This is a genomic window from Mycolicibacter senuensis (genome assembly GCF_003284925.1).
GTDB classification, from domain to species: domain Bacteria; phylum Actinomycetota; class Actinomycetes; order Mycobacteriales; family Mycobacteriaceae; genus Mycobacterium; species Mycobacterium algericum_A.
In genome coordinates this window covers 1-12022 of record NZ_QMEX01000112.1, presented here as the reverse complement: position 1 = coordinate 12022, position 12022 = coordinate 1, and the positions used below count along the sequence as shown (strand labels likewise).

The following is a 12022-nucleotide window of genomic DNA, read 5'->3' as shown; positions in this document are numbered from 1 at the left end:
CATCGGCTCCCAACGCGGACACCCCGCTGAACGCGTCACCCGGATCGAGCAGTCCGGCCGCGTCGAAATCGGTCGGGATGTTGAAGTCGCCGAACGGGGTTACCAGGGTGTCGGTGATGGAGTTGGCGGCGCCCTCCGCTCCTGGGATGTCGGTGTAGATATTCGCGAATCCGTTGCCGAAGTTCATGACGTCATAGACCGTGCCGACGGTGGGAAGGTCCGATGTGGTGGCGTCACTGGCCGGATCGACGTCGGTGATCGTGAACTGTGTGTTGTGGATACCGCCGAACAGGTTTGTGACGTTCTCGCTGGCGGTGACGCTGCCGAGGTCAGTGGCGTCGGTCCCGCTGCCGCTGGTGATATCGAACGACTGATCGCCCTCGGCCACCTGGAACAGTGGCGGGGCGCTGAACAGCGGGCTGAGTGGGGTGAACCCCTCCGAACCGTCGGCCTGGACGGGGCTGAAGGTGGTGTCACCGATGGTGAAGCTGTCGCCGGCGCCGGGCGTCGCATCGGTGGACGTCAGGTCACTGGAAGTGGTGTCTGGTGTGCCACCGGGGGTGGCGTCCGGCGCACCGGTGACCGGCAAGCCACCGGTATCACCGATCGGCTGCGGGCTGGTCGCGTCCGGCGCGGCTGTCAGCGCGCCGAGGCCGCCGAGCTCGGGTGCGTTCGCGTCCGGGCTGAGCGTGCCGATGTCGCCGAGCGGCGTCGTGCCGCCGGTTCCCGCCATGCTGCTTGTCAGGCCGACCGGTATTGCGGTGCTGCCGATGTCACCCGCCGCGCCCACACCATTGTCGGCAGAAGCGATCGTTGCGGGCAGGATTGTGGTCGTGAGTAGTCCGGCGGTGGCCCCACCGACCGACAATATGATCCGACGATTCATTTCGGTGCGTTCCTTCCGTCTTTGTTGTCCCGGGCATGAGCTCACCTTTGAACTCGCCCGGGCGCCGGTGAACATCGCCAATCACCCGGCGTCCGCGCGCAATAGACCGCGATACGAACGCGACGCATCAATGCTGTTGGGCGACAACGTATGTCCGAACGCCCGGGACGCTGGCTGAGCCCCCTCGGCATCCTCGTCAGACGCTAACGGGTCGCGACCGCGGCCACCACCCCTGTCAGCGGATATTTCAACAGTTAATCTCAATGTAGAGAATCGCCATCATCGATTGACGCACGTAAGGCCGACGATGTAAGTCATTGGGGCAGTTAACTTGCGGGTAGAACAAGCATTTGTCCTAGTCTGGTCTCAGCGGAATCAAAGTAATCCTGTTGGCGGAATGGAACTTTCGGTTTGACCGATCCGAGGCGGGCTGCACACTGATCGCTATGGAACTGCGCCAGCTGAAACATTTCGTCGCCGTGGCCGAAGAGTTGCACTTCACCCGGGCGGCAGCGAAAGTCCACGTGGTGCAGTCCACCCTGTCGGCCTCGATCAGCGGCTTGGAAGCCGAGCTCGGTACCGCGCTGCTGGTGCGAAACAATCGTCGCGTCGACCTGACCACCGCCGGGCAGGCATTGCTGCCGGACGCGCAGCATGCGCTGGCCGCCGCAGAGCGGGCGCGTGCCGCCGTCGACGCGGTCCGGGGGTTGTTGTCCGGGCAGCTGCGCATCGGGGCGATCAAGGGGCTGGGAACCGTCGACCTGCCCGCGCTGCTGACGCGGTATCACCGGAGCTTCCCACGCATCGAGATCACGCTGCGTCACGATCCCATCGACCAGGAGACCGCCGACGGCGGGCTGGACCTCGCCTTCGTCAGCCGACCCTTCGACGGCAGTCGTGTCAAGGAGCTGTCACTGGGCGCCGAGCACCTGGTGCTGGCGGTACGACACGACGACCCGCTCGCCGGCACCGGCACCGTCGCCCTGACCGACCTGCAGCAGCGCGAGTTCGTCGAACGCCGGGCCGAGCTGCGGACTCGAATGCACATCGACAGCATCTGCGCCGAGCTCGGTTTCGAGCGGAACATCTGCGCGGAATCCAACACGCCCGACGATCTGGTCGACCTGGTCGCGGCCGGCCTGGGTATTGCCCCGCTGCCGCCGGCGCTGGTGGCGAAGTCCGAGCACATCGTCGCGGTGGCGACCGACCCGGCAATCCCGCGCGACTTGGCGCTGATCACCCCGGGGGAGCGGGCGCCCTCGCCGGCGGCTGCGGCATTCCTCGGCGAGCTGCTGTCGACCGGTGCCGGGAAGCCCGAGATGTCGGGTCGCCGGGAGCCGTCTGCGGTGTGAAAGCCCCCTGCGGCCTCACCGGGTCGGTAGGCTCTCACCCGATCCGGGGGGCTGACAACGGAGTGAGTGATAGTGGAATTTCAGGGCAAGATCGATCTCGACATCCGTGATTCCGAACCGGACTGGGGGCCGTTCGCCGCGCCGACCGCCCCCGCGGGCGCACCCAATGTGCTCTACCTGGTCTGGGATGACATCGGCATCGCCACCTGGGACTGCTTCGGCGGGCTGGTAGAGATGCCGGCGATGAGCCGGATCGCCGAACGTGGCGTCCGGCTGTCCCAGTTCCACACCACCGCGCTGTGCTCCCCGACCCGAGCGGCGCTGCTCACCGGCCGCAACGCCACCAGTGTCGGCATGGCCACCATCGAGGAGTTCACCGACGGATTCCCCAACTGCAGCGGGCGCATCCCCTTCGAAACCGCGCTGCTGAGTGAGGTTCTCACCGAACGCGGCTGGAACACCTTCTGCGTCGGCAAGTGGCACCTGACCCCGCTGGAAGAGTCCAACATGGCCAGCACCAGACGGCACTGGCCCACGCAGCGCGGATTCGAACGGTTCTACGGGTTCATGGGCGGTGAGACAAACCAGTGGTACCCGGACCTGATCCACGACAACCACCCCGTCGCGCCACCGGCGACACCCGAAGATGGCTACCACCTGTCCAAGGACATCGCCGACAAGACAATCGAATTCATCCGCGACGCCCAGACGATCGCGCCGGGCAAGCCCTGGTTCGGCTATGTCTGCCCAGGCGCCGGTCACGCCCCGCACCACGTCTTCACCGAATGGGCTGATCGCTACGCCGGACGGTTCGACATGGGTTATGAGCAGTACCGGGAGATCGTGCTGGCCAACCAGAAGAAGCTGGGCCTGGTGCCACCGGACACCGAGCTCTCCGAGGTCAACCCCTACGCCGATGTCACCGGTGTTGACGGCCAGCCGTGGCCAGCGCTGGACACCGTGCGCCGGTGGGAGAGCCTGGACGACGACGAGAAGCGACTCTTCGCCCGGATGGCAGAGGTGTTCGCCGGGTTCCAGAGCTACACCGACGCCCAGATCGGCCGGATCCTGGACTATCTCGAGGAATCCGGACAACTCGACAACACCATCGTGGTGGTGATCTCCGACAACGGGGCCAGTGGCGAGGGCGGGCCCAACGGCTCGCCGAATGAGAACAAGTTCTTCAACGGCTACATCGACACCGTCGAGGAGGCGATGAAGCTCTTCGACGAGCTGGGCACGCCGGAGACCTACAACCACTACCCGATCGGGTGGGCGATGGCGTTCAACACGCCCTACAAGCTCTACAAGCGCTACGCATCACACGAGGGCGGCATCGCCGATCCCGCGATCGTGAGCTGGCCCAAGGGAATCGCTGCTCGCGGCGAGGTGCGCGACACCTACGTCAACGTGTGCGATGTGACTCCGACAGTCTATGACTTGATCGGTATCACCCCGCCCGACACCGTTCGCGGCATCACCCAGCGGCCACTGGAAGGTGTCAGTTTCAAAGCCGCACTGCAAGATCCGGACGCCGACACCGGAAAACACACCCAGTTCTACACGATGCTCGGCACCCGTGGGATCTGGCACCGGGGCTGGTTCGCCAACACCGTGCACGCCGCGACCCCATCCGGCTGGGGCCACTTCGACGCCGACCGCTGGGAGCTCTACAACCTCGCCGAGGACCGCAGTCAGTGCCGTGACCTAGCCGCTGAGCATCCAGAGAAACTCGCGGAACTCCAAGCGCTGTGGTTCGCCGAGGCGGAGAAATACAACGGGCTGCCGCTGGCCGACCTCAACATCTTCGAGATGACGAGCCGGCAGCGGCCGTACCTGTCCCGTGACCGCACCAGCTACACCTACTATCCGCACACCGCCGAGGTGCCGATGGGGGCATGCGTGGAGCTGCGCGGCCGCTCGTTCTCGGTGCTGGCCCGGGTCGCGGTGGAATCCGCCGCCGCCGAGGGTGTGTTGTTCAAACACGGAGCACGCCACGGCGGCCATGCGCTGTTCGTCCAGAGTGGCCGGCTGCACTACGTCTACAACTTCTTGGGGGAGCGCGAACAGTGGTTGTCATCGCCTGACCCGATTCCGTTGGGGCAGCATATTTTCGGGGTGCGTTTCGATCGGCGCGGTGTCGTCGAGGGTAGTCACACGCCGGTCGGGGAGGCTGCGCTCTACATCGATGACACGGTGGTCGCGACGCTGTCCGACATGATCACCCAGCCGGCAGCGTTCGCGTTGGCGGGTGGCGGGGTGAGCGTCGGGCGCAATACCGGACAGGCGGTGTCATCGGCGTACCGGGCGCCGTTCGGCTTCACCGGCGGGACCATCGCCGAGGTTGCCGTCGACATCAGCGGCGAGCCCTATGTCGATGTGAAAGCGAGTCTGGCAGCGGCGTTTTCGCGGGATTGATGCGATGCTGACAGAACTCGTCGATATCCCCGGCGGTGTCTTCCGGATGGGGTCGACGAGCTTCTACCCCGAAGAGGCGCCGATCCACACCGTGGCCGTGGCCGCGTTCGCGATCGAGCGGCATCCGGTGACCAATGCCCAGTTCGCCGAATTCGTCGCTGCAACCGGGTATGTCACCGTCGCCGAGCAGGAACCCGACCCGGTGTATGCCGCCGAGCCGGGCGCCCTGGTCTTCACCCCGACCGCCGGGCCGGTCGACCTGCGCGACTGGCGGCAGTGGTGGCGGTGGGTGCCCGGCGCGAGTTGGCGGCATCCGCTCGGTCCGCACAGCAGCATCGAGCACAAGCCGGATCACCCGGTGGTCCAGGTCGCCTACCCCGATGCGGCCGGCTACGCGCGCTGGGCGGGGCGGCGACTGCCCGCCGAAGCCGAATGGGAGTACGCCGCCCGCGCCGGCACGTCCAGCACCTACCCCTGGGGCGAGGAGGAGAAGCCGGGCGGGGAACTGATGGCCAACACCTGGCAGGGCGCCTTTCCCTACCGCAACGACGGCGCGCTGGGCTGGTCCGGAACCTCCTCGGTGGGCAGCTTCCCGCCCAACGGCTGGGGGCTGCTGGACATGATCGGCAACGTCTGGGAGTGGACCACCACCGAGTTCTGCGGGCATCACCGCCTGGACCCACCGCCCAAGTCCTGTTGCGCGCCCGACGGCCCCGCCGACCCGGGCGTCAGCCAGACCCTCAAGGGCGGATCGCACCTGTGCGCGCCGGCGTACTGCCACCGCTACCGGGCCGCGGCACGCTCCCCGCAGTCACAGGACACCGCAACCAGCCACATCGGGTTCCGCTGCGTGGTGGGCTAACTACCCCGGGCGAGCGTGCGTGTTTGTACGCAACGCGCCGGGCCAAGACGTACACAGACGCACGTTCACCGGCCTTGAACGGGCCCGACCCAGCGATGAAAGGCGTCTGCGTCGACATTGCTGCCGCACACGATGGTGACCACGTGCCGGCCGGCGAAGCGGTCGGGGTCTTCGAGGATCGCCGCGACGCCGAGGGCAGCCGACGGCTCGACAACGAGACCGGCATGGGCGAACAGCATCCGCATAGCGGCGACGATGGTCGATTCCTGGACCAGGACGGCGTCGTCCGCAACAAGGAGAAGGTCCTCCAGCACGGCCGGGATGGGCCGACGGCTGGCGACACCGTCGGCGATGGTGTCCGCCGAGTCGGCGGTGACAACCCGCCGGTGGTGCCACGACTGCGTCATCGCCGGGGCGCCGGCCGGCTGGACGCAGATCACCTCGACTTCGGGTGCCAGAGTTTTCAGTACGTGGCCCACGCCGGTGGCCAGCGCACTGCCGCCCAGCGCGATCAGGACCGCGTCGAACGATCCGGCGACCTCCACCAGTTCCAGCCCGATGGTCGCCGCGCCCTCGCAGGTCTCGATATCGCGGCTGTCTTCGACCAGCGGATGCCCTTCTGTTGAGCGATGGCCGCCGCCTGATCGCGCGCCACATCGAAATCGCCGTCCGCCAGCTCAAGGTGGGCTCCTAATGCGCGGATGTGGTCCAGCTTGACCGCGGGCGCAGAATGCGACGCCACGACGGTGATGTCGATTCCGCGGCGGCGACCGGACCAGGCCAGGGCGTGGCCCAAGTTGCCGACGCTGGCGCACACCGCGGCCCGCGATCCGCTGTCGACCAGCTGATTCGTCACCACCTCGGTGCCGCGAGCCTTGAAGCTGCGTACCGGGTTCGCCGTCTCGAGCTTGATGCTGAGCCGGCAGCCCAGGCTGGCCTCCAACGCCGCACAGCGATACAGCGGAGTGTCAAGAAACATCGGGTCAATCAGCTGACGCGCCGCCTGAATGCGTCCGGTGTCGAGGCGCGTCTTCCTCACCACCGCAGCGTAACGGCGGCGGCAGCGAAAGCCCCGTGGCGCGAACGTGCATAGTGGTACGACTTATCCCGGCGTGTCGAGTGCAAACACGCCCGCTCGCGGCACGGGGAGCGGCGATGGCGACGGATTTGGTGCTGGGCGGTCCGTCACCTAAGCTCTAGGGGTTGCCGAGGGCAGACCTCGGCCGGCGCAAGCTGGCCCCGCGTGCCCTTCGGCGATAAGAAGACCATGCACGACCGGGGAGATTCCGGCATGCGACTCGTCATGCCGCGCGTCGTCCCGATTATTGAGGAGATCTGGTGATTCAGCAGGAATCGCGGTTGAAGGTCGCCGACAACACCGGCGCCAAGGAGATCTTGTGCATCCGGGTGCTCGGCGGCTCGTCGCGGCGCTACGCCGGCATCGGTGATGTCATCGTCGCGACCGTCAAGGACGCCATCCCCGGCGGCAACGTCAAGCGGGGTGACATCGTCAAGGCCGTCGTGGTGCGCACCGTCAAGGAGCGTCGCCGCGCCGACGGCAGCTACATCAAGTTCGACGAGAACGCGGCCGTGATCATCAAGGCCGACAACGACCCGCGCGGAACCCGCATCTTCGGGCCGGTCGGCCGCGAGCTGCGGGAGAAGCGGTTCATGAAGATCGTCTCGCTGGCCCCGGAGGTGCTGTAGATGAAGGTCCACAAGGGCGACACCGTGCTGGTCATCGCCGGCAAGGACAAGGGCGCCAAGGGCAAGGTCCTGCAGGCCTATCCGGCCCGCAACCGGGTGCTGGTCCAGGGCGTCAACCGGATCAAGAAGCACGTCGCGAACTCGGCCAACCAGGCCGGCGCCTCCTCGGGCGGGATCGTCACGCAGGAAGCCCCGATCCACGTCTCGAACGTGATGGTCGTCGACTCCGACGGCAAGCCCACCCGGGTCGGCTACCGGGTGGACGAGGAGTCCGGCAAGAAGGTTCGCGTCTCCAAGCGCAACGGCAAGGACATCTAGAGATGACGACGGCAGAGAAGATTCAGCCCCGGCTGAAGGTGAAATACCGCGAAGAGATCCGGGACGCGCTGAACAAAGAGTTCAACTACGCCAACGTGATGCAGATCCCGGGCGTGGTGAAGGTCGTGGTGAACATGGGCGTCGGCGAAGCCGCCCGCGACGCCAAACTGATCAACAACGCGGTCAACGACCTGGCGCTGATCACCGGCCAGCGTCCGGAGATCCGCAAGGCCCGGCTGTCGATCGCTCAGTTCAAGCTGCGCGAGGGCATGCCGATCGGTGCCCGGGTGACGCTGCGCGGTGACCGGATGTGGGAGTTCCTCGACCGGCTCACCTCGATCGCGCTGCCGCGTATCCGCGACTTCCGGGGGCTGTCGCCCAAGCAGTTCGACGGCTCCGGTAACTACACCTTCGGGCTGGCCGAGCAGTCGATGTTCCACGAGATCGACGTCGACTCCATCGACCGCCCGCGTGGAATGAACATCACCGTCGTCACCTCGGCGACGAACGACGACGAAGGACGAGCGCTGCTGCGGGCACTCGGCTTTCCGTTCAAGGAGAAGTGACCTGATGGCGAAGAAGGCGTTGGTTAACAAGGCGGCCCGCAAGCCCAAGTTCGCGGTGCGCGCCTACACCCGCTGCAACAAGTGCGGCCGTCCGCGCGCGGTGCTCCGGAAGTTCGGCCTGTGCCGAATCTGCCTGCGCGAAATGGCGCACGCCGGCGAGCTGCCCGGTGTGCAGAAGAGCAGCTGGTGAGGGTGGAGGAGCAGCCTAAATGACCATGACGGACCCGATCGCGGACTTCTTGACCCGTCTGCGCAATGCCAACTCGGCGTATCACGACGAGGTGACCCTGCCGCACTCGAAGATCAAGGCCAACATCGCCGAGATCCTCAAGCGCGAGGGTTACATCAACGACTACCACGTCGAAGACGCCCGGGTGGGCAAGGCGCTGGTGGTCAACCTGAAGTACGGCCCGAACCGGGAGCGCAGTCTCGCCGGTCTGCGCCGGGTGTCCAAGCCCGGCCTGCGGGTCTACGCGAAGTCGACCAACCTGCCGCGGGTGCTCGGCGGCCTGGGCGTGGCGATCATCTCCACGTCTTCGGGTCTGCTCACCGACCGTCAGGCGGCCAGGCAGGGCGTGGGCGGCGAAGTCCTCGCGTACGTGTGGTGAGGGAGTAGCAGACATGTCGCGTATTGGTAAGCAGCCGGTCCCGGTTCCCGCCGGGGTCGACGTGACCATCAATGGCCAGAACGTATCGGTCAAGGGGCCCAAGGGCACCCTGGAGCTCACGGTGGCCGAGCCGATCAACGTCGCCCGCAACGACGACGGCGCCATCGTGGTGACCCGGCCGGACGACGACCGGCATAACCGGTCGCTGCACGGCCTGAGCCGCACCCTGGTGGCGAACCTGATCACCGGCGTCTCAGAGGGCTACGTCCGCAAGATGGAGATCTTCGGCGTCGGTTACCGTGTGGCACTCAAGGGCTCCGACCTCGAGTTCGCCCTGGGCTACAGCCACCCGGTGCTGATCAAGGCCCCGGAGGGCATCACCTTCGCGGTGGAGACGCCCACCAAGTTCTCGATCTCGGGCATCGACAAGCAAAAGGTCGGTCAGATCTCGGCGAACATCCGCCGCCTGCGCCGTCCCGACCCCTACAAGGGCAAGGGCGTGCGCTACGAGGGTGAGCAGGTTCGCCGCAAGGTCGGAAAGACAGGTAAGTAGTCATGGCGCAATCAGAAGCAGGCACCGGGGCGCGCAAGCCCATCGGGCAGAGCGTTTCGGAGGCCCGGCGCACGCACCGGGTGCGTCGGCACGCGCGGCTGCGCAAGAAGATCGCCGGCACCCCGGAGCGTCCCCGCCTGGTGGTGCACCGCTCTTCGCGGCACATTCACGTCCAGTTGGTCGACGACCTGGCCGGTCACACGCTGGCCGCGGCGTCCTCGATCGAGGCCGACGTGCGCGGTGTGGACGGCGACAAGAAGGCACACAGTGTGCGGGTCGGCCAGCTGATCGCCGAGCGAGCCAAGGCTGCCGGCGTGCAGACCGTGGTGTTCGACCGCGGCGGCTACACCTACGGTGGACGGATCGCGGCATTGGCCGACGCGGCCCGCGAGGGCGGGTTGAAGTTCTGATGCGCCGGACGACTGACTTGATGAACATGACTGGAAGGACCGCATGATGGCGGAGCAGCCGACAGGGGCCTCCTCGGCAGGTCCCGACACGGGCAGCGCCCCCCGTACCGACGGGCGCGACACTCGTGACAACCGGGGCGGGCGTGGTGGCCGCGACGGTGGTCGCGGCGGCCGTGACGGCCGGGACGGCGACAAGAGCAACTACCTGGAGCGCGTCGTCGCGATCAACCGGGTGTCCAAGGTGGTCAAGGGTGGCCGCCGGTTCAGCTTCACCGCGCTGGTGATCGTCGGTGACGGCAAGGGCATGGTCGGGGTCGGCTACGGCAAGGCCAAGGAGGTCCCGGCCGCGATCGCCAAGGGTGTCGAGGAGGCCCGCAAGAGCTTCTTCCGGGTGCCGTTGATCCGTGGCACCATCACCCACCCCGTCCAGGGCGAGGCGGCCGCCGGTGTGGTGTTACTGCGCCCGGCCAGCCCCGGTACCGGTGTGATCGCCGGCGGTGCGGTGCGTGCGGTGCTGGAATGCGCCGGGGTGCACGACATCCTGTCCAAGTCGCTGGGCAGCGACAACGCGATCAACGTGGTGCACGCCACCGTGGCCGCGCTGAAGATGCTGCAGCGTCCCGAAGAGGTGGCGGCCCGACGTGGTCTGCCGATCGAAGATGTGGCGCCGGCCGCGATGCTCAAGGCCCGGCGGGAAAGCGAGTCGCTTGCCGCCAGCGCCGCCCGGGAAGGCACGGCATAACCATGGCAAATCTGAAGATCACCCAGGTCCGCGGCACCATCGGGGCTCGCTGGAATCAGCGCGAGAGCCTGCGCACGCTGGGCCTGCGCAAGATCCGCCAGTCGGTGGTGCGTGAGGACAACCCCCAGACCCGTGGCCTGATCCGGGTTGTCCACCACCTCGTGCAAGTGGAGGAAGCCGAATGACCATCAAGCTGCATGACCTGCGCCCCGCGCCCGGGTCGAAGACCAAGCGCACCCGCGTCGGTCGCGGTGAGGGTTCCAAGGGTAAGACCGCCGGTCGCGGCACCAAGGGCACCAAGGCCCGCAAGAACGTGCCGGTCCGGTTCGAGGGCGGGCAGATGCCGATCCACATGCGGTTGCCGAAGCTGAAGGGCTTCCGCAATCGGTTCCGCACCGAGTATGAGGTCGTCAACGTCGGCGACATCAACCGGCTGTTCCCCGACGGCGGCGCCATCGGTGTCGACGACCTGGTGGCCAAGGGCGCCGTCCGCAAGAACACGCTGGTCAAGGTGCTCGGCGACGGCAAGCTGACGGTCAAGGCCGACGTCACCGCGCACAAGTTCAGCGGTAGCGCCCGCGACAAGATCACCGCGGCCGGGGGCACCGCCACCGAACTGTAGGATTTCTCAGGGAAATCACGGTCGAAAAATCGCACTCCATCCAGCCGGATGGGGTGCGATTCTCGTCTGACCTGGCCTTTTGACGGACACGAAAAATAAAGCCTTGATATGCGCGCCACAGTCTCGTATAACGAGATACGGACCGGCATGACGTAGATCACTGGTCCGGGTCGGCTGGGAAGGCGTTGGGCATATGAGGCGACGGCTGCGTTCCAGGTCCAACGGGCGGCACGGCAGTGCTGCACGGCGCGTCGCAGGGGCCGGCAGCGCGGTAGCCGCGTTCCTGGCCTTCGGGATGGCGCCACTGACTGCCGCGCCGGACGCCCGCGCGGACTTCGGGTTTGACGATTTCCTGGGCTGGTTCGGTCTGGAAGCCGACTCTCAAGCCCCTACGCCCGAGTGGGTCGGCTCGGCCTGGGATCTGCCCGATTCGGCGGATGCGACTGGGATGGAGATAGCCCAGCTGTGGGACACCTACTTCTACACGCCGGTGCATGCACTTTTGCAGGACTGGATCAACTCGGACTTCGGGTCGCAGGTCAACGGCGTGATCAACCAGATCTTCGCGCCGTTCACCGAGAACTTCTGCGGGATGATCTGCAACGGCGCCGACGGCACCGAGAACAGCGTGAACGGCCAGGCCGGTGGGCTCTGGTTCGGCGACGGCGGTAACGGCTGGACCTCGGACATCGAGGGTGTAGCCGGCGGTAACGGCGGCCACGCCGGCGGTATCGGCAATGGTGGTGATGGTGGCGCCGGCGGTCTGGGTGCTGATGGTGGTAACGGCGGTCACGGTGGCGAGATGTGGGGCCACGGCGGCGATGGCGGAGCCGGTGGCGCTGCGACGGCGACGCTGGTGGCTGGGGACGGTGGCAACGGCGGGTCCTCGGGTCAGGCCCAAGACTTCTTCGGCATGGGTGCGTGGGGCAACGGAGGCAACGGAGGCAAGGGCGGCGCGGGTCTGACCGGCGCCGACGG

The 12022-nt window shown here is 66.8% G+C and carries 16 protein-coding genes and 1 pseudogene; 14 read left to right on the top strand and 3 right to left on the bottom strand.

Annotated elements, in window-relative coordinates:
• Positions 1-886: pseudogene (locus DQP56_RS18855) on the bottom strand (hypothetical protein); the annotation flags it as partial.
• 446 nt (positions 887-1332) lie between these two features.
• On the opposite strand from DQP56_RS18855, the gene DQP56_RS18850 reads away from it, so the two are divergent.
• From DQP56_RS18850 to DQP56_RS18840, 3 genes are all read left to right on the top strand, one after another.
• Positions 1333-2238, top strand: a complete 906-nt coding sequence (locus DQP56_RS18850) for a LysR family transcriptional regulator (RefSeq protein WP_112687994.1) — start codon at positions 1333-1335, stop codon at positions 2236-2238.
• Between the two features lie 66 nt (positions 2239-2304).
• The gene (locus DQP56_RS18845) at positions 2305-4656 is read left to right on the top strand and encodes an arylsulfatase (RefSeq protein WP_112687991.1); all 2352 of its coding nucleotides are present in this window, start codon (positions 2305-2307) and stop codon (positions 4654-4656) included.
• A gap of 4 nt (positions 4657-4660) precedes the next feature.
• Positions 4661-5518: a formylglycine-generating enzyme family protein gene (locus DQP56_RS18840; protein ID WP_112687988.1), complete on the top strand. Its 858-nt coding sequence runs from the start codon at positions 4661-4663 to the stop codon at positions 5516-5518.
• Positions 5519-5583: 65 nt separating this feature from the next.
• On the opposite strand, the gene DQP56_RS25635 is transcribed toward DQP56_RS18840, so the two are convergent.
• Both DQP56_RS25635 and DQP56_RS25630 read right to left on the bottom strand, forming a co-directional pair.
• Positions 5584-6063 (bottom strand): pyridoxal-phosphate dependent enzyme, encoded by a 480-nt coding sequence (locus DQP56_RS25635; protein ID WP_353617191.1) that lies wholly within the window; start codon positions 6061-6063, stop codon positions 5584-5586.
• Positions 6030-6557 carry a pyridoxal-phosphate dependent enzyme gene (locus DQP56_RS25630; protein ID WP_205868917.1) on the bottom strand — a complete coding sequence of 176 codons (528 nt, stop codon included), beginning with the start codon at positions 6555-6557 and terminating at the stop codon, positions 6030-6032. The genes DQP56_RS25635 and DQP56_RS25630 overlap by 34 nt, the downstream gene beginning before the upstream one ends.
• 299 nt (positions 6558-6856) lie before the next feature.
• On the opposite strand from DQP56_RS25630, the gene rplN reads away from it, so the two are divergent.
• The 11 genes from rplN to DQP56_RS24800 form a co-directional block, all read left to right on the top strand.
• Positions 6857-7225 (top strand): 50S ribosomal protein L14, encoded by a 369-nt coding sequence (gene rplN, locus DQP56_RS18830; protein WP_013830249.1) that lies wholly within the window; start codon positions 6857-6859, stop codon positions 7223-7225.
• Positions 7226-7543 (top strand): 50S ribosomal protein L24, encoded by a 318-nt coding sequence (gene rplX / locus DQP56_RS18825; protein WP_013830248.1) that lies wholly within the window; start codon positions 7226-7228, stop codon positions 7541-7543.
• A gap of 2 nt (positions 7544-7545) precedes the next feature.
• Positions 7546-8109, top strand: coding sequence for a 50S ribosomal protein L5 (gene rplE / locus DQP56_RS18820; RefSeq protein WP_112687985.1), 564 nt, complete (start codon positions 7546-7548; stop codon positions 8107-8109).
• Between the two features lie 4 nt (positions 8110-8113).
• Positions 8114-8299 (top strand): type Z 30S ribosomal protein S14, encoded by a 186-nt coding sequence (locus DQP56_RS18815; protein ID WP_019737213.1) that lies wholly within the window; start codon positions 8114-8116, stop codon positions 8297-8299.
• 19 nt (positions 8300-8318) lie between these two features.
• Positions 8319-8717 (top strand): 30S ribosomal protein S8, encoded by a 399-nt coding sequence (rpsH, locus tag DQP56_RS18810; RefSeq protein ID WP_029249222.1) that lies wholly within the window; start codon positions 8319-8321, stop codon positions 8715-8717.
• 13 nt (positions 8718-8730) lie between these two features.
• On the top strand, positions 8731-9270 hold the full coding sequence (rplF, locus tag DQP56_RS18805; RefSeq protein WP_112687982.1) for a 50S ribosomal protein L6: 540 nt from the start codon (positions 8731-8733) through the stop codon (positions 9268-9270).
• Between the two features lie 2 nt (positions 9271-9272).
• A complete protein-coding gene (rplR, locus tag DQP56_RS18800) occupies positions 9273-9680 on the top strand; it encodes a 50S ribosomal protein L18 (RefSeq protein WP_013830243.1) in 408 nt (135 codons plus the stop codon).
• 46 nt (positions 9681-9726) lie between these two features.
• Positions 9727-10422 carry a 30S ribosomal protein S5 gene (gene rpsE, locus DQP56_RS18795; protein WP_112687997.1) on the top strand — a complete coding sequence of 232 codons (696 nt, stop codon included), beginning with the start codon at positions 9727-9729 and terminating at the stop codon, positions 10420-10422.
• A gap of 2 nt (positions 10423-10424) precedes the next feature.
• On the top strand, positions 10425-10607 hold the full coding sequence (gene rpmD / locus DQP56_RS18790) for a 50S ribosomal protein L30 (protein ID WP_064855866.1): 183 nt from the start codon (positions 10425-10427) through the stop codon (positions 10605-10607).
• Complete coding sequence (gene rplO, locus DQP56_RS18785; protein ID WP_112687979.1) at positions 10604-11044, top strand: 50S ribosomal protein L15; 441 nt, start codon at positions 10604-10606, stop codon at positions 11042-11044. The genes rpmD and rplO overlap by 4 nt, the downstream gene beginning before the upstream one ends.
• Positions 11045-11237: 193 nt before the next feature.
• Positions 11238-12022: PGRS repeat-containing protein (locus DQP56_RS24800; protein ID WP_353617190.1), on the top strand; the 785-nt coding region annotated here is incomplete at its 3' end.